This is a genomic window from Massilia frigida (assembly GCF_011682175.1).
GTDB lineage: Bacteria > Pseudomonadota > Gammaproteobacteria > Burkholderiales > Burkholderiaceae_D > Telluria_A > Telluria_A frigida.
In genome coordinates, this window is sequence record NZ_WHJG01000003.1 from 173,449 (window position 1) to 189,240 (window position 15,792).

Here is a 15,792-nt window from a genome sequence, read left to right on the forward strand (position 1 = left end):
GCCGGGTGGCGCCCCGCAGTACCTTTGGTAGCGGCTGGCGGTGCCGCGGGGCAGGACTTGCCCGCGCGTTGATAATATATTTCCTAAAATGTAAGAATGCTTTAATGGCAATCGGTTTATACTTTCCTTGTTGTTGATATTTAAACAACTCAACCTGCATATTCACCTGATGGAATCTGCTGACCACTACAAGGAAAAAAATGACAAAAATGATGAGCAAACGTGTGTGTGCAATGGTCGTGAGCGGTGTGCTCGGCGCGGCTGCGCTACCGGGCCTCGCCGGCGCCCAGAATGGCGGCGCTGCGCCAGGCACGCCGGCAAGCAACATGGCGGCGCTGCAGAAAGCGGAAGCGGCCCTGCAGGCGCCGATCCGCAATGAAGCCGGCACCATCCATTACATCGTGCTGTTCGCCGACACGGCCGCGCAGAGCTATTCCGCCAAGGCGGTCAGCGATCCGCGCTTTGGCGCCGAGCACGATGGCAAGGTGATGCGCCTGCTGCACGAGGTCGAAGCGGCGCACCGGGTCGCCGCCACCCATGCCTACAGCCACACCCTGCAAGGCTTCGCCGCCTATCTGACCGAGCAGCAAGTAGCGGCGCTGCGGCGCGATCCGCGCATCAAGGCGGTGGCGCCCAACATGAAGGCCGATGCCAGCGCGAGCGCCGTGTGGCAGGACGTGCAGGTCGGCGCCAGCACCTTGCCGTGGGGCGTGCAAGCCGTTGGCGGCAGCGCGAACAGCAACGGCGCCACCAGCGTGTATGTGATCGACAGCGGCATCGGCAACCACGTGGACGTGCCGGTCAGCGCGCGCTGGAATGCGCCTGGTGCATGCTCGATCGGCAAGTATCCGCATGCAACCTTCGTCGCCGGCATCATCGCGGCCAGGAACGATCAGCTTGGCGTGACCGGGGTCAATGCCGGCGCCAAGCTGGTCTCGCTCGCTTACGGTGACCCGACATGCGCGGTGGGCAGCGGCAGCCTGGCCAATGTGATCGCCGCCCTGGACGAAGCCAAGCGCCGCATCCAGGCCGAGGGCCGCATGGGCGTGGTCAATCTGTCGAGTAACTCGCAGCTGGTTAATCTTCCGCCCGCGCGCGCGCCTATTGCCGCCGCGTTCCTGGCCAGCGTGCGCTCCCTGATCGCACCAAACAGCGCCACCGGCTATCGCGGCGCGGTGTTCGTGCAGTCGGCCGGCAACAACTACCGCGACGCCTGCGCTTACAGCTTCAACGACCGTCTGCCGTCCGACGGCGCGCTGGTGGTCGGCGCGATCGATAGCAATGGCCAGCCGGCCCAGCCCTTGAATGGCAGCGGCGCCTTCCTGCCGCTCGATCCCAAGGGGCAGGTCGAGATGGGTTCGAATTTCGGCAATTGCGTCGATGCCTGGGCCCCTGGCAAGTCGGTCAGGTCGACCTGGATGAACAGCTACGCTTCCACCTATGTGGTCAGTTCCGGCACCTCGTGGGCGGCGCCCCACGTCAGCGCGCTGGCGGCGCGCCTGATGGAAACCACGCCTACCCTGCGCACCCCGGGCGAGGTGGAAAACGCGATTCGCGCGCGCCTGGCCAGCGGCGGTGCGCTGACCCAGGGCACGCCGCTGCGGGTGGCGAGCATCTCCGGCGCCGCCTACAAGGCCAAGCCGACGGTTGAATTCAAGATCGGCGGCCAGGCCTCGTCGCCCAATCCACCCATGCTCGGCGTGGCGCCCAACCCGGTGCTCAGCGCCACCAGCGCCTTCGAGCTGCGCTACGATGCGGTCGGTGCCCAAAGCTGCGACCTGCGCGCTTACGTCGACAACAATCTGGTCGAGCAGAAGCTGGCTGGCCCGACCACCTTCAACTGGGGCAGCGTGACGCGCGGTCCTGGCCTGCACCGCTGGGATCTGGAATGCCGTGGCGCCAACGGCGAGACCAATAGCGCCAGCGCCTCGGCCCGCGTGCCACGCGGATTGGAGCCGGTCATCACCTTCAGCGTGGATGGCGTGGCCATGCCTCCCGAAGGCAGTCTGATCATGCCGGCCAATGTCCCCGTCACCGTGTCGTACCAGGCCACGAATGCGACCTCGTGCACGGTCGAGGCTACGCGCCGGCTGCCGGTGGAGTTCTGGGAAACGTGGTACGCGAACAAGAACGCGCCCACCTCCCTGCGCTGGGCGCCGCTGAAACCGGTGAGCGGCGCCCAGTACAACTGGACTGCCGTTTGCGTTAATCGCAATGCGCCTGGCGCACCCGAGTCGCGCGCGTTCCAGTTCCTCTACGGCGAATAAGGAGTAGAGGGGGCGCGCCGCTTGCGGGTGGCGGCGCGCCTCTGGCTACGGGCGCTGCCGGGCAACGGTGGCGCATGGCGGCGCGCAACGGTTTATGATCTTGAACTGGATCCTATTTTCGGAGAATGCCGCCATGTTGACGATCAGTGCTTTTCAATACGTTCCGCCCTTTGCCCAGGGCGTGGTGCGCGATTTGCGCGTGCGCTGGGCGCTGGAAGAGGCCGGCCTGCTGTATGAAACCCGCCTGATCGGTCCAGCGGACCAGCAATCGCCCGACTACCTCGCGCTGCAGCCCTTCGGGCAGGTGCCGATGATGCAGGATGGCGAACTGACGCTGTTCGAGTCGGGCGCCATCGTGCTGCACATCGCGCAGCGCAGCGGCGCCCTGTTTCCCAGGGAGGAAGCGGGCAGGGCGCGCGCGGCCACCTGGATGTTCGCGGCGCTCAATACCGTCGAGGTGCCGATCCAGCAACTGGCCGCGATCGACCTGTTCTTCGCCGATGAAGAGTGGGCCAGGCTGCGCCGCGCGGGCGCGGTGGAGGAGGTCCACCTGCGTCTGAAGCAGCTGGCCGTGTGGCTGGGCGAGCGCGAGTACCTGGACGGCGCGTTTAGCGCGGGCGACCTGATGATGACCACGGTGCTGCGCATCCTGCGCCACACCACGATGGTCGATGACTATCCCACGCTCAAGGCCTACCAGCTGCGCTGCGAGGCGCGTCCGGCCTTCCAGAAAGCCTTGCGCGACCAGATGGCGGCGTTTGACAAAACCTGATCAGGCAGGTTTGCCGAGCACCCACTGCACCAGTCGGTCGCCGTCGGCATCGGTCAGCGTGGCGCCAGCGGCGAAGCCGAGCCGGGCGGCAATGCGCGCCGACGCCGTATTGTCCTGATCGATCTGCGCCAGCACCCGTTCCACCGCCGCGTCGGCAAAGGCGATGCGCGCCAGTTCGCGCACGGCGGCCGTGGCGATGCCCTGGCCGCGGCACGCGGGCGCGACGCCATAGCCGATCTCGACCTGGCCGTCGACGGGAATATCCTTGAATCTGCAGGCACCGACCACCATGTGGTCGCTGGCACGCAGCATGAGGAAGCTGGCGCACCAGGCGGCGCTTTTGCCCGCTTCCAGCAGGCCGAGCGCGCGCTGCGCGACAAAGGCGGGCGGCAGGGCGCCGGCGGCGGCGCGGCCCGCCATCTGGTCGGGAATGCGCGATGCGGCAAGCGTGCGCAGGTCGGCAACGCCGAGAAGCTGTAAGATGATCGTCATGGATGGGATGCGGGGATAAAAAAACCCCGCTCGGAAGCGGGGTTTTTTACATCGGGGTTTGCTTATGCAGCCTGGATGTTGGAAGCTTGCTTGCCTTTAGGGCCTTGCGTGACTTCGAATTGAACTTTTTGACCTTCTTTGAGGGTCTTGAAACCGTTCATGTTGATTGCGGAGAAGTGCGCGAACAAATCTTCGCCGCCGTCATCTGGAGTGATGAAGCCAAAACCTTTGGAATCATTGAACCACTTAACTGTACCTGTTGCCATAAAAGAACTTTCAAAATTATAACCAATCACACGAGCCATAAAAGCAAGAAGCTTCTGCCCCCTCCTCAGCCTGCTCACTTCTTATCAACAAGTACATAAGTACAAGTCGATAACCGCATTGTTGGTTGAAAAAATATCCAAGTCAAGCGCTTTTGCGTCGGAATTGCCAAATTCTTCACACTCTGCGAAAAAGCAACTCTTGATTTACCGAATCGGGTCGCCATCTGCGCATAGATCGGAAAACGCGTAAGATGGAAAACAAATGTAAATGCCCTGATATTTACCCATAGCATCATCGTTGAAAGCATTAGAATAAGCGTATGGCCACTAAGCAAGATACCGAACAACTGCTGGAGCGGCAGACGGTCAAGCCGCCGCCGCTGTACCAGGTAGCCCTACTGAACGATGACTACACGCCCATGGAGTTTGTGGTCGCCGTCATCCAGGAATACTTCAACAAAGACCGAGAGACGGCCACGCAGATCATGCTGTCCGTCCATCGTCATGGCAAGGGAGTGTGTGGCGTGTTTTCCAAAGATATAGCCTGTACCAAAGTGGAGTTTGTATTAACGCATGCGCGCAAGGCGGGGCACCCCCTGCAGTGCGTGATGGAGGAAGTATGATTGCGCAGGAATTGGAAGTCTCTTTACACATGGCCTTTGTCGAAGCCCGGCAAGCACGGCATGAGTTCATCACCGTTGAGCATTTGCTGCTGGCGCTTCTGGACAACCCATCGGCCGCGGAAGTGCTGCGCGCCTGTGCTGTCAACATAGAAGACCTGCGCAAGACGCTGACCAACTTCATCGGCGACAACACCCCGACCGTGCCCGGCACGGGCGAGGTGGACACGCAGCCGACGCTGGGCTTCCAGCGGGTGATTCAACGCGCCATCATGCACGTTCAGTCAGCCTCGAACGGCAAGAAGGAAGTCACCGGCGCCAATGTGCTGGTGGCGATCTTCGGCGAAAAGGACTCGCACGCGGTCTACTACCTGCACCAGCAGGGCGTGACCCGCCTCGACGTGGTCAATTTCATTTCGCACGGCGTGCGCAAGGACCAGCAGGTCGACTCGCAAAAAACGTCGGAAGGCGTGGAAGAGGCGCAAGTCGAAGGCCAGGCCAAGGAAAGTCCGCTCGACCAGTTCACCCTGAACCTGAACAAGGCCGCTGCCGAGGGCAAGATCGATCCGCTGATCGGCCGCGAGGACGAAGTCGACCGCGTCATCCAGATTCTTTGCCGCCGCCGCAAGAACAATCCGCTGCTCGTCGGTGAAGCCGGGGTCGGCAAGACCGCGATCGCCGAAGGCCTGGCCTGGCGCATCACGCAGGAAGAAGTGCCCGAGATCTTGCAGAATGCCATCGTGTATTCGCTCGACATGGGCGCGCTGCTGGCCGGCACCAAGTACCGCGGCGACTTCGAGCAACGCCTGAAAGCGGTGCTCAAGCAGCTCAAGGAAACCCCGCACGGCATCCTGTTCATCGACGAGATCCATACGATCATCGGCGCCGGTTCCGCGTCCGGCGGCACGCTCGACGCGTCCAACCTGCTCAAACCGGCGCTCGCCAATGGCCAGCTCAAGTGCATCGGCGCAACCACGTACACGGAATTTCGCGGCGTGTTCGAAAAAGACCACGCGCTGTCGCGCCGCTTCCAGAAGGTCGACGTCAACGAGCCGACCGTCGAACAGACCGTGCAGATCCTGCGCGGCCTCAAGTCGCGCTTCGAAGAGCACCACGGAGTGAAGTATTCCTCGTCGGCGCTCTCCACCGCGGCCGAACTGGCGGCGCGCTTCATCAACGACCGTCATCTGCCCGACAAGGCGATCGACGTCATCGACGAAGCCGGTGCGGCGCAGCGCATCCTGCCCAAGTCGAAGCAGAAAAAAACCATCGGCAAGGCCGAGATCGAGGACATCATCGCCAAGATCGCGCGCATCCCGCCGCAAACGGTCAACCAGGACGACCGCAGCAAGCTGCAGACCATCGACCGCGACCTGCGCAACGTCGTGTTCGGCCAGGAGCCTGCCATCGATGCGCTGTCCTCGGCGATCAAGATGGCGCGCGCCGGCCTGGGCAAGACCGACAAGCCGATCGGTTCCTTCCTGTTTTCCGGCCCCACGGGCGTGGGCAAGACCGAGGTGGCCAAGCAACTGGCCTTCATCCTCGGCATCGAGCTGATTCGCTTCGACATGTCGGAATACATGGAGCGCCACGCCGTCAGCCGCCTGATCGGCGCGCCGCCGGGCTACGTCGGTTTCGACCAGGGTGGCTTGCTGACCGAAGCCATCACCAAGAAGCCGCACGCGGTGCTGCTGCTCGACGAGATCGAAAAAGCGCATCCGGATATCTTCAATATCCTGCTGCAGGTGATGGACCATGGCACCCTGACCGATAACAACGGGCGCAAGGCGGACTTCCGCAACGTGATCATCATCATGACCACCAATGCCGGCGCCGAGAGCCTGACCAAACGGTCGATGGGCTTTACCGACTCCAAGGCGGCGGGCGACGAGATGGCCGACATCAAGCGCATGTTCACGCCGGAGTTCCGCAACCGGATCGACGCCACCATCAGCTTCCGCGCACTGGACGAAGAAATCATCCTGCGCGTGGTCGACAAGTTCCTGATGCAGCTGGAAGAACAGCTGCACGAGAAGAAGGTCGAAGCCATCTTCACCGAGAAACTGCGCAAGTTCCTCGCGAAGAAAGGGTTCGATCCGCAGATGGGCGCGCGGCCGATGGCACGCCTGATCCAGGACATGATCCGCAAGGCGCTGGCCGACGAACTGCTGTTCGGCCGCCTGGTCAGCGGCGGCCGGGTCACGGTCGACATGGACGAGAAAGATGCGGTCACGCTCGAATTCCCCGAGTCCGACGCCTCGCCTCCACCGGCGGCACCGGAAACGGTCGAAATCGAATAAGCACCGGCAGCAAGCAAAAAGCCCGCGGACGACGCGGGCTTTTTTTATGGCGGCGGCAAAACAGGCCTCAGCGCAGGCGGCCCACATAGCTTTGCACGCTGGCGGCGCGCGCGCTCAGGGCGGCGGGAGCGGTCCTGGGCGCCTCGGCGGCCGCCGCCGGCGGCGTCACCTGGGCCGACGGCGCGCGCGCCAGCAGCGGCGTTGTGGGCCGCGCCACGAACAAGCCACCCTCGCCGAAGTAGATTTCCCGCAGCCGCGCGCCGATCTTGCGCAGGTCCTCGTCGCCGCTGGCGTCGGCCACTCCCAGCACATGGCGGCAATAAGCGGGATCGATGCGCATATAGTCGATATCGGTCACGCGGCCTTGCCCGCGGCGCAATATCACATGCATACGTGACATCAATGCAAAAGCCTGGTTTTCCAGCTTGGCGAGGGTGATTTGCCCGGTCGTGGTCATCAATCGAATCCTTTATGGTGCAATACATGGCCGGATCATTTGCCGGATAAACAACTTCTTTGCATATTGCATGCCAGGCTGTGCGCACCAAGCACGCCGGATTAACCCGCTACGCATACATTGCGCACCATCGCGGTACGCGCGCGCCCGCCTTGTGGCACCAAAACCTTGCATAAGTTTCATTAATAGCTCCTGTTTTGTTTCCGGTTGCAGCGCTGTCAAGCCTGTTGCGCAAAGCTATTGCCGAGTCCGCCACCTCCATTGATATATGTCAAAGGTATCGTTTTCAAAAAGCATCTAATAGCTAGGTCACAGCAAATTATTGCCGTCGTTTATCAAAATATGAAACAGGAGATCTCCATGCATGCCGCACTGAGCTATGCCAGCACCGCTCCCGAGCAGCTATCCGCCGCACTGCATCCGATCGCCGCCGTGGCCACATCGGTGGCCGCGTTTGTCGGACGCGCCTTGCGCGGCCCGGTCGACGAACCGGTCGGCGTCGCCAGCTTCGCCGAATTCGAGCGCCAGTTCGGCGGCCTGTGGGCCGACAGCGCCCTGGGCTACGCCGTGCGCGACTTCTTTTTGAATGGCGGCGCCAAGGCCGTCATCGTGCGCCTGTACCGCGCCCCGGCGCCGGTCGACGCCACGCTGCGCAGCCATGCCATCCTGCGCGCCGGCGCCCTGACGCTGCGGGCGCGCGATCCCGGCACCTGGGGCAATGCCCTGCAGGCGCGCGTCGACCACGAGCTGCTCTCGGGCGACCCGCACAGCTTCAATCTGTCGGTGCGCGACAGCGTCACCGGCCATGTGGAAGTATTTCGCAACGTGTCGCTGGGCGCCTCCCACCCGCGCCGGATCGACCTGGTCTTGTGCAGCGTGTCGCGCCTGGTGACGGTCAGCGGCGAGCTGCCCGCCGAACGCCCGGCCGGCAATCCGCGCCCGGCGGACGAACATGGCGACGCCTGGGATAGCGGCGCGGCCAGCAATACGCGCGTGGCCGCGGCCGACCGCGCCGGCACCGAACTGCCGCTCACGCTGGCGGACTTCATCGGCAGCGGCAAACTGGCCGCCAGGGCCGGGTTGTACGCGCTGGCGCGCACCGACCTGTTTAACTTGCTGTGCATCCCGCCCTACCTGGACAACGGCGGCGACCTGCTCGACGGCGGCGTCGACGACGCCCTGGTGGCCGAAGCGGGCGCGTATTGTGAACTGCGGCGCGCCATGCTGCTGGTCGACCCGCCGCCCGCATGGAACAGCGTCGATAACGCTGTCGAAGGCGTCGCCGCGCTCGGCACCAGCAGCCGCAATGCGGCGCTGTTCTTCCCACGGCTGCTGCAAGCGGTCGAGCAGCGCAGCGGCGCCCTCACGCGCCTGGTGCCATGCGGCGCGGTGGCCGGCATCATCGCCCGCACCGATCACCAGCGCGGCGTGTGGAAAGCACCGGTGGGCATGGATACCACCCTGGTCGGGGTGCCGGGACTGAGCGTGCCGGTGAACGACGGCGACGGCACCATGCTCAACTCGCTCGGCATCAACTGCCTGCGCACCATGCCCGGGGCAGGACGCATTGTCTGGGGCGCGCGCACCCTGCACGACGACGACCCCGATGGCGCCCAGTGCAAAGGCATGCCGGTGCGGCGCACTGCCTTGTTTATCGAAGAGAGCGTGGTGCGCGGAACGCGCTGGGCCGCGTTCGAGCCGAACGACGACCAGCTGTGGGCCCAGGTCCGCCTGAACATCCACGCCTTCATGGTCGGCCTGTTCCGCCAGGGCGCCTTCCAGGGCAAGGCGCCGCACGAAGCGTTTTTTGTCAGCTGCGGGCCGGAGACGACCACCCAGGACGATGTCGAACACGGGGTGGTCAATATCACCGTCGGCTTTGCGCCGCTCAAGGCTAGCCAGTTCGTGCTGGTACATGTCCAGCAGGCCGCCGGCCAGGTGCGCAGCCACTGAGCGGCTGCGCGCCAGCCGATCCAGCCGGCTGAGCCGCCTCAGATTTCCGCGAGCGCGGCGCGCAAGTCGTCGCGCAGGTCTTCCACGTGCTCCACGCCGACCGACAGGCGCACCAGACCATCGCTGATGCCGAGCAGCGCGCGCTGCGCCGGTGGAATGGTCGCATGCGTCATCAGGGCAGGGTGCTCGATCAGGCTTTCGACGCCGCCCAGGCTCTCGGCCAGGGTGAACACGTCGCAGCGTTCCAGGAAGCGGCGCGCGCCGGCCAGGTCGGTATTGAGCTGCAGCGAGATGATGCCGCCGAAGCCGTTCATCTGGCGCTTGGCCAGTTCGTGCTGCGGATGCGATGCCAGGCCCGGGTAGAAAACGCGGGTGACCTTGGGCTCTTTTTCCAGCCATGCGGCCAGGTCCAGCGCGCTGGCGCAGTGGCGCTCCAGGCGCAGCGCCAGCGTCTTGATGCCGCGCAGGACCAGGAAGCTGTCGAACGGCCCCTGGATCGCCCCCACCGAATTTTGCAAGAAGCCCAGCTGCTCGGCCCATGCCGCCTGGTGCTCGCCCGCGCCCACCACGGCGATGCCACCGATGACGTCCGAATGGCCGTTCATGTACTTGGTGGTCGAGTGCACCACGATGTCCATGCCCAGTTCCAGCGGGCGCTGGACGATCGGACTGGCGAAGGTGTTGTCGCACACCGAAATGATGCCGCGTTCGCGGCAGATGTCGCCGATGGCTTTCAGGTCGGCCAGCTTGAGCATCGGGTTGGTCGGCGTTTCGACCCACACCATGCGCGTTTCCGGACGCAGCGCGGCCAGCAGGGCGGCCGGATCGGTCAGGTCGACATAGGTGAAATCGTGGCCCGCGCTACGCCGGCGCACGCGTTCGAACAGGCGGTAGGTACCGCCGTACATATCGTCGCCAGCGATGATGTGCGAGCCGGCGTCGGCCAGTTCCAGCACGGTCGAAATGGCGGCCAGCCCGGAGGCGAAGGCGAACGCCTGCGCGCCGCCTTCCAGGTCGGCCACGCAGCGCTCCAGCGCCCAGCGGGTCGGGTTGTGCGAACGGCCGTAATCGAGGCCCTTGTGCACGCCCGGGCTTTCCTGCACGTAGGTGGAGGTGGCGTAAATCGGCGGCATGACCGCGCCGGTCGACGGGTCGGGCGACTGTGCGCCGTGGATCACGCGCGTGGAAAGGTGTTTTTTGCTGGTGGAGTCGGTCACGGGTTTATTCACGATAGGGTCCTGCGCAAGTGGTTAAGAAGGTCGAAGCGGGTAATCAGGCCGTAAAAGTGGCCTTCGTCGCTGATCACGGCGGTCAGGCCGCGGTCGAGTATATCGCGCAGTTCGGCCATGCTGGCGGAGGGCCGCAATGTTTGCAGTTCCGACGTCATGGTGCCGCCGACCGCGTCGCGAAAGCGGGTGGCGTCGCCCGTCACGCGCAGCAGCAGGTCCGACTCGTCGAGGATGCCGGCCAGGCGGCCATGGTCGATCACCGGCAGCTGCGCCAGGTCGGCGCTGCGCATGCGGTTGAACGCCGTGAGCAGCGTGTCCGACGGCGCCACGGTGACCACGTCGCCATCGTCGAAGCGGCGGCCGATCAGGTCGCGCAGGTCGCCCAGGGCAGGGCGCTGGAGCAAGCCCTGGTCGACCATCCAGCCGTCGCTGTACACCTTGGTGAGGTAGCGCGTGCCGGTGTCGCACACGAAGGTGACCACGTTTTTCGGCGTGGCCTGCGCGCGGCAGTAGCGCAGCGCGGCGGCCAGCAGGGTGCCGCTCGACGAACCGGCCAGGATGCCTTCTTCGCGCAGCAGCATGCGCGCGCCGCCGAAACTGTCTTCGTCGCTGATGGTGTAGGCGCTTTTCACGCGCGACAGGTCGGCGATGGCGGGAATGAAGTCTTCGCCGATGCCTTCCACCGCCCACGAGCCGGCATCGTCGCGCAGCACGCCGGTGTTGATGTAGTCGGCCAGGATCGAGCCCTCGGGGTCGGCCAGCACGAATTCCAGGTTTGGCTGCACCGTTTCAAAATAGCGCGACAGGCCGCTCAGGGTGCCGGACGAGCCGACGCCGACCACAATGGCGTCGAGATCGTGGCCGGACTGTTCCCACAGCTCCGGGCCGGTCGTGGTCTGGTGCGCCAGCGGGTTGGCCGGGTTGTTGAACTGGTCGGCGAACCACGAGCCGGGAATCTCGCGCGCCAGGCGCGCCGCATAATCCTGGTAGTACTCCGGATGGCCTTTGCCGACGTCGGAGCGGGTCAGGTGGATTTCGGCGCCCAGGGCCTTGAGGTGCAGGATTTTTTCGATCGCCATTTTGTCGGGCACGACCAGCACCACGCGGTAGCCTTTCAGGCGCGCGACCAGGGCCAGGCCGAGGCCCGTATTGCCGGCGGTGGCTTCGACCACGACGCCGCCGGGTTTCAGGCTGCCGTCGGCTTCAGCCGCTTCGATCATGGCGCGGCCGATGCGGTCCTTGATGGAGCCGCCGGGATTTTGCGATTCGAGTTTGAGGAACAGGCGGCACGGACCGGTGTCGATACGGGTTACTTCGATCAGCGGGGTATTGCCGATCAGGGAAAACAGGGCGGGCTGCGGTGCGGATGACATGAATACCTCCGAAAGCCGGGCTTGGCGGCCTTGTGGGCAGCCGCTCCGGCGGAAAAAGGGCGGATCATAGGCAAGAGTCTACGGCAATGGAACGAATGATTTTATGCTTCGATATATGAATTCCGATCCGATTTGCGCAAACGTCCAGCGTTGTTGTCAGCCGCGCGATTTCAGTTTGCGCCACAAGGTGGTGCGGCTGATGCCCAGATGCGCGGCCGCCTCGTCGCGCCGTCCACCAAAGCGCGCTAAAACCTGCTCCACCGTTTCTGCCGCCGCTGCCGTGGCGGCCGGCGGCGCCTGCACATCGCGGCCCAATTCCGGCGCAACCGACAGCACAAACGCCGGCGTCAGCGCCTGCAAAGGCTCGGCCGCCAGGAACAGCGCGACCCGCTGCATCAGGTTGCGCAGCTCGCGTACATTGCCCGGCCAGCCGTAGCGTTCCAGCAGCGGCGCGCAGCCCGCCATCTCGGCATGCAGGTTCGGATGCGGCCTTGCCCCCAGCGCCGCCAGCGCATTCTTGAGCGACCATTCGGCCAGCGCCACCACATCCCCGCTGCGTTCGCGCAGCGGTGGCAAGGCCAGGCGCAGCACCGCCAGCCGGTAAAACAGATCGGCCCGAAAGCGTCCCTCGCGCACCCGCTGTTCCAGGTCGCAGTGGGTGGCGCTGACCACCCGCACATTGATCGCAACCGGACGCGTGCCGCCGACCCGCACCACCTCGCGCTCTTCCAGCACGCGCAGCAGGCGCGTTTGCAGCGGCAGCGGCATTTCGCCGATCTCGTCGAGGAACAGCGTGCCTCGGTTGGCCGCCTCGAACAGGCCCGCGTGGCCGCCGCGCCGCGCGCCGGTAAACGCACCTTCCTCGTGCCCGAACAGTTCCGATTCCAGCAGCGACTCGGCCACGGCGCCGCAATTGACGGCCACGAACGGCCGGTTCGCACCCAGGCTGCGCGGGCTCTCGCGATGAATTGCCTGCGCCACCAGTTCCTTGCCGGTCCCGGTTTCGCCCTGGATCAGCACCGTGGCGGGCGAGCGCGCATACAGCACCACAGCCTGGCGCAAGGTCTCCATCGCTAGCGACTCGCCGCGCAAGTCGTTCAGGCCATGCCTGGTGCGTAGCGTGTCGGTGACGACCGGACGCCGCCCGCTGTTCGATTCGAGCTGGGTCAGGCGCGCCAGTTCGAGCGCATCGTCGAACGCCTGGCGGATCGACGCCGCCGAATACACGAACACGCCGGTCAATCCCGCTTCCTCGGCCAGGTCGGTGATCAGTCCCGCGCCGACGATGGCCTCGATCCCGGCCGCTTTCAGGTCGTTGATCTGCGCGCGTGCGTCTTCTTCCGTCACGTAGGTGCGCTGCGCGATATGAAAGCCGAAGGTGCTGGCAAATTCGGCCAGTTCGGGCAGCTGCTGCTGATAGGTGATGACGCCAATCCGCTCGGCCACGCGGCGCGCGCGCGCCAGCGCCTGCATCACATCGAAGCCGCTGGCCTTGGCGATCACCACCGGCACCGACACGCGCCCCTTGAGGTAGGCCGCGTTCGAGCCGGCCGCAATCACCACGTCGCAGCGTTCGGTGGCCATGCGCTCGCGGATATGGCGCGCCGCCTCGTCGAAGCCGAGATTGACCGGCTCGATCGACGCCAGGTGGTCGTATTCGAGCGTGATATCGCGGAACAGGTCGGACAGGCGCGACACGGAAACGGTCCAGATGACCGGCTTGTCGGGAGCGTCGCCAGCGGTGCGGGAGGAGTAGGGCATGTTTCAATTTTACCGCAGTTGCGTTTCACGCGTTTCATGTTGCAACATGCGTGAAACGTTTCGCCTACGGCAGGGCGTGTTTCAGTCGCACGCAACACATTGAATTTAAAGATGTTTCTTGCATTGCTAACGCAGCGATGCGTGTGGCACGCCCCTTGCAATGCACACCGCATGGCATTCCAACGCATCAACCGAGGAGAAAACGCAATGAGAGAATCACGAGGCGCGATGTTCCGCCGCGCAGTCCAGGAAGAGTCCCCTTTGCAGGTGGTCGGCACCATCACCGCCTACACCGCGCGCATGGCCGAACAAACCGGCTACAAGGCCGTGTACCTGTCCGGTGGCGGCGTGGCCGCCAACTCGCTCGGCATGCCGGACCTCGGCATCAGCACCATGGACGATGTGATCACCGATGCCCAGCGCATCACCGACACCTGCGGCCTGCCGCTGATGGTCGACATCGATACCGGCTGGGGCGGCGCCTTCAACATCGCGCGCACGATCCGCCACATGATCCGCGCCGACGTGGCGGCGGTGCACATGGAAGACCAGGTCTCGGCCAAGCGCTGCGGCCACCGTCCGGGCAAGGAAATCGTCAGCAAGGAAGAGATGGTCGACCGCATCAAGGCCGCCGTGGACGCCCGCCATGACGAAAGCTTCGTCATCATGGCGCGCACCGATTCGCTGGCCGTCGAAGGCTTGAACGCTGCCATCGACCGCGCCTGCGCCTACGTCGAAGCGGGCGCCGACATGATCTTCCCGGAAGCGATTACCAAGCTGGAGATGTACAGCCAGGTGCGCGACGCGGTCAAGGTGCCGATTCTCGCCAACCTGACCGAATTCGGCGCGACCCCGCTGTTCACGCTCGACGAACTGCGCTCGGCCAAGGTCGATATCGCCCTGTACTGCTGCGGCGCCTACCGCGCCATGAACGCGGCCGCCCTCAATTTCTACAAGACGCTGCGCGCCGAAGGCACCCAGAAAAACGTCGTCTCGACCATGCAAAGCCGCATGGAGCTGTACGACTACCTTGGCTACCACGAGTACGAGCAAAAGCTCGACTCGCTGTTCGCCCAGGGTAAAGAAAAGTAATCAGACTAATTGACAAGAATCGCGGAGTTCACATGACTGACATCACCACCCCGGCCGAAGCCGTCCCATTCAAGCCGAAAAAATCGGTCGCGCTGTCCGGCGTCACCGCCGGTAACACCGCACTGTGCTCGGTCGGCAAAACCGGCAACGACCTGCACTACCGCGGCTACGACATCCTCGACGTCGCCGACAGCTGCGAGTTCGAAGAAATCGCCTACCTGCTGGTGCACGGCAAACTGCCGAACGACGGCGAACTGCGCGGCTACAAGGCGCACCTGAAATCGATGCGCGGCCTGCCGCAGGCGGTCAAGAGCGCGCTCGAAGCGCTGCCGGCATCGAGCCACCCGATGGACGTGATGCGCACCGGCGTGTCGACCCTCGGCTGCGTGCTGCCCGAAAAAGATGACCACAACGTGCCAGGCGCGCGCGCCATCGCCGACCGCCTGATGGCGTCATTCGGCTCGATGCTGCTGTACTGGTACCACTTCAGCCACAACGGCCGCCGCATCGAAACCGAAACCGACGACGACTCGATCGGCGGCCACTTCCTGCACCTGCTGCACGGCGTCAAGCCGCCAGAGGCCTGGGTCAAGGCGATGCACACCTCGTTGATCCTGTACGCGGAACACGAATTCAATGCTTCGACCTTCACCGCACGCGTGATCGCCGGCACCGGTTCCGACATCCACTCGGCCATCACCGGCGCGATTGGCGCGTTGCGCGGCCCGAAACACGGCGGCGCCAACGAAGTCGCGCTCGACATCCAGAAGCGCTACGAAAACCCGGACGAAGCCGAAGCCGACATCCGCAACCGCGTCGCCAACAAGGAAGTCGTGATCGGCTTCGGCCACCCGGTCTACACCGTGTCCGACCCGCGCAATAAAGTGATCAAGGAAGTGGCGCGTTCGCTGTCCGAAGGCGCCGGCTCGACCAAGATGTTCGACATCGCCGAGCGTCTCGAAACGGTCATGTGGGAAGTGAAAAAGATGTTCCCGAACCTGGACTGGTTCTCCGCCGTGTCGTACCACATGATGGGCGTGCCGACCGCGATGTTCACGCCGCTGTTCGTCATCTCGCGCACCTCCGGCTGGGCCGCCCACGTCATCGAGCAGCGCATCGACAACAAGATCATCCGCCCGAGCGCCAACTACGTCGGCCCGGACGACCTGACCTTCGTGCCGCTGGCCGAGCGCAAATAAATATAAGAAGT

13 protein-coding genes are annotated in these 15,792 nt (G+C 64.3%); 7 read left to right on the plus strand and 6 right to left on the minus strand.

Annotated features, from left to right (window positions below; all coding sequences use genetic code 11):
• Nucleotides 1-200: 200 nt before the first annotated feature.
• Both F2P44_RS04710 and F2P44_RS04715 read left to right on the plus strand, forming a co-directional pair.
• Nucleotides 201-2,267 carry a S8 family serine peptidase gene (locus F2P44_RS04710; RefSeq protein ID WP_167085496.1) on the plus strand — a complete coding sequence of 689 codons (2,067 nt, stop codon included), beginning with the start codon at nucleotides 201-203 and terminating at the stop codon, nucleotides 2,265-2,267.
• 133 nt (nucleotides 2,268-2,400) lie between these two features.
• Nucleotides 2,401-3,039, plus strand: a complete 639-nt coding sequence (locus F2P44_RS04715) for a glutathione S-transferase family protein (protein ID WP_167085498.1) — start codon at nucleotides 2,401-2,403, stop codon at nucleotides 3,037-3,039.
• Here F2P44_RS04715 and F2P44_RS04720 read toward each other — a convergent pair whose 3' ends face one another.
• Nucleotides 3,040-3,531, minus strand: a complete 492-nt coding sequence (locus F2P44_RS04720; RefSeq protein ID WP_167085500.1) for a GNAT family N-acetyltransferase — start codon at nucleotides 3,529-3,531, stop codon at nucleotides 3,040-3,042.
• Nucleotides 3,532-3,593: 62 nt separating this feature from the next.
• On the minus strand, nucleotides 3,594-3,797 hold the full coding sequence (cspE, locus tag F2P44_RS04725) for a transcription antiterminator/RNA stability regulator CspE (RefSeq protein WP_010395943.1): 204 nt from the start codon (nucleotides 3,795-3,797) through the stop codon (nucleotides 3,594-3,596).
• Nucleotides 3,798-4,117: 320 nt separating this feature from the next.
• Here cspE and clpS point away from each other — a divergent pair, with 320 nt between their 5' ends.
• Nucleotides 4,118-4,420 (plus strand): ATP-dependent Clp protease adapter ClpS, encoded by a 303-nt coding sequence (gene clpS / locus F2P44_RS04730; protein WP_099881541.1) that lies wholly within the window; start codon nucleotides 4,118-4,120, stop codon nucleotides 4,418-4,420.
• Complete coding sequence (gene clpA / locus F2P44_RS04735) at nucleotides 4,417-6,717, plus strand: ATP-dependent Clp protease ATP-binding subunit ClpA (protein WP_167085502.1); 2,301 nt, start codon at nucleotides 4,417-4,419, stop codon at nucleotides 6,715-6,717. The genes clpS and clpA overlap by 4 nt, the downstream gene beginning before the upstream one ends.
• Nucleotides 6,718-6,784: 67 nt before the next feature.
• Here clpA and F2P44_RS04740 read toward each other — a convergent pair whose 3' ends face one another.
• Nucleotides 6,785-7,174 (minus strand): hypothetical protein, encoded by a 390-nt coding sequence (locus F2P44_RS04740; protein ID WP_167085503.1) that lies wholly within the window; start codon nucleotides 7,172-7,174, stop codon nucleotides 6,785-6,787.
• Nucleotides 7,175-7,534: 360 nt separating this feature from the next.
• Between F2P44_RS04740 and F2P44_RS04745 the strand changes: the two genes are divergently transcribed.
• Nucleotides 7,535-9,127 (plus strand): phage tail sheath family protein, encoded by a 1,593-nt coding sequence (locus F2P44_RS04745; protein WP_167085505.1) that lies wholly within the window; start codon nucleotides 7,535-7,537, stop codon nucleotides 9,125-9,127.
• A 38-nt stretch (nucleotides 9,128-9,165) separates the two neighbouring features.
• Here the strand turns inward: F2P44_RS04745 and F2P44_RS04750 are convergent, their stop codons facing one another.
• The 3 genes from F2P44_RS04750 to prpR form a co-directional block, all read right to left on the minus strand.
• Complete coding sequence (locus F2P44_RS04750) at nucleotides 9,166-10,356, minus strand: trans-sulfuration enzyme family protein (RefSeq protein ID WP_370662633.1); 1,191 nt, start codon at nucleotides 10,354-10,356, stop codon at nucleotides 9,166-9,168.
• Nucleotides 10,353-11,729 carry a pyridoxal-phosphate dependent enzyme gene (locus F2P44_RS04755; protein WP_167085507.1) on the minus strand — a complete coding sequence of 459 codons (1,377 nt, stop codon included), beginning with the start codon at nucleotides 11,727-11,729 and terminating at the stop codon, nucleotides 10,353-10,355. Before F2P44_RS04755 ends, F2P44_RS04750 begins: the two co-directional genes overlap by 4 nt.
• A gap of 156 nt (nucleotides 11,730-11,885) precedes the next feature.
• Entirely contained in the window at nucleotides 11,886-13,490 is a 1,605-nt protein-coding gene (gene prpR / locus F2P44_RS04760; RefSeq protein ID WP_167085508.1) for a propionate catabolism operon regulatory protein PrpR, read from the minus strand.
• A gap of 207 nt (nucleotides 13,491-13,697) precedes the next feature.
• On the opposite strand from prpR, the gene prpB reads away from it, so the two are divergent.
• Entirely contained in the window at nucleotides 13,698-14,582 is an 885-nt protein-coding gene (gene prpB, locus F2P44_RS04765) for a methylisocitrate lyase (RefSeq protein WP_167085510.1), read from the plus strand.
• Between the two features lie 32 nt (nucleotides 14,583-14,614).
• The gene (prpC, locus tag F2P44_RS04770) at nucleotides 14,615-15,781 is read left to right on the plus strand and encodes a bifunctional 2-methylcitrate synthase/citrate synthase (RefSeq protein WP_054267050.1); all 1,167 of its coding nucleotides are present in this window, start codon (nucleotides 14,615-14,617) and stop codon (nucleotides 15,779-15,781) included.
• The last annotated feature ends 11 nt before the right edge of the window (nucleotides 15,782-15,792 follow it).

What these genes read in the sequence shown, in the direction of transcription:
- F2P44_RS04710 (WP_167085496.1), top strand. Translation starts at nt 201, where the DNA reads ATGACAAAAATGATGAGCAAACGTGTGTGTGCAATGGTCGTGAGCGGT.
- F2P44_RS04715 (WP_167085498.1), top strand. Translation starts at nt 2,401, where the DNA reads ATGTTGACGATCAGTGCTTTTCAATACGTTCCGCCCTTTGCCCAGGGC.
- F2P44_RS04720 (WP_167085500.1), bottom strand. Translation starts at nt 3,531, where the DNA reads ATGACGATCATCTTACAGCTTCTCGGCGTTGCCGACCTGCGCACGCTT.
- cspE (WP_010395943.1), bottom strand. Translation starts at nt 3,797, where the DNA reads ATGGCAACAGGTACAGTTAAGTGGTTCAATGATTCCAAAGGTTTTGGC.
- clpS (WP_099881541.1), top strand. Translation starts at nt 4,118, where the DNA reads ATGGCCACTAAGCAAGATACCGAACAACTGCTGGAGCGGCAGACGGTC.
- clpA (WP_167085502.1), top strand. Translation starts at nt 4,417, where the DNA reads ATGATTGCGCAGGAATTGGAAGTCTCTTTACACATGGCCTTTGTCGAA.
- F2P44_RS04740 (WP_167085503.1), bottom strand. Translation starts at nt 7,174, where the DNA reads ATGACCACGACCGGGCAAATCACCCTCGCCAAGCTGGAAAACCAGGCT.
- F2P44_RS04745 (WP_167085505.1), top strand. Translation starts at nt 7,535, where the DNA reads ATGCATGCCGCACTGAGCTATGCCAGCACCGCTCCCGAGCAGCTATCC.
- F2P44_RS04755 (WP_167085507.1), bottom strand. Translation starts at nt 11,729, where the DNA reads ATGTCATCCGCACCGCAGCCCGCCCTGTTTTCCCTGATCGGCAATACC.
- prpR (WP_167085508.1), bottom strand. Translation starts at nt 13,490, where the DNA reads ATGCCCTACTCCTCCCGCACCGCTGGCGACGCTCCCGACAAGCCGGTC.
- prpB (WP_167085510.1), top strand. Translation starts at nt 13,698, where the DNA reads ATGAGAGAATCACGAGGCGCGATGTTCCGCCGCGCAGTCCAGGAAGAG.
- prpC (WP_054267050.1), top strand. Translation starts at nt 14,615, where the DNA reads ATGACTGACATCACCACCCCGGCCGAAGCCGTCCCATTCAAGCCGAAA.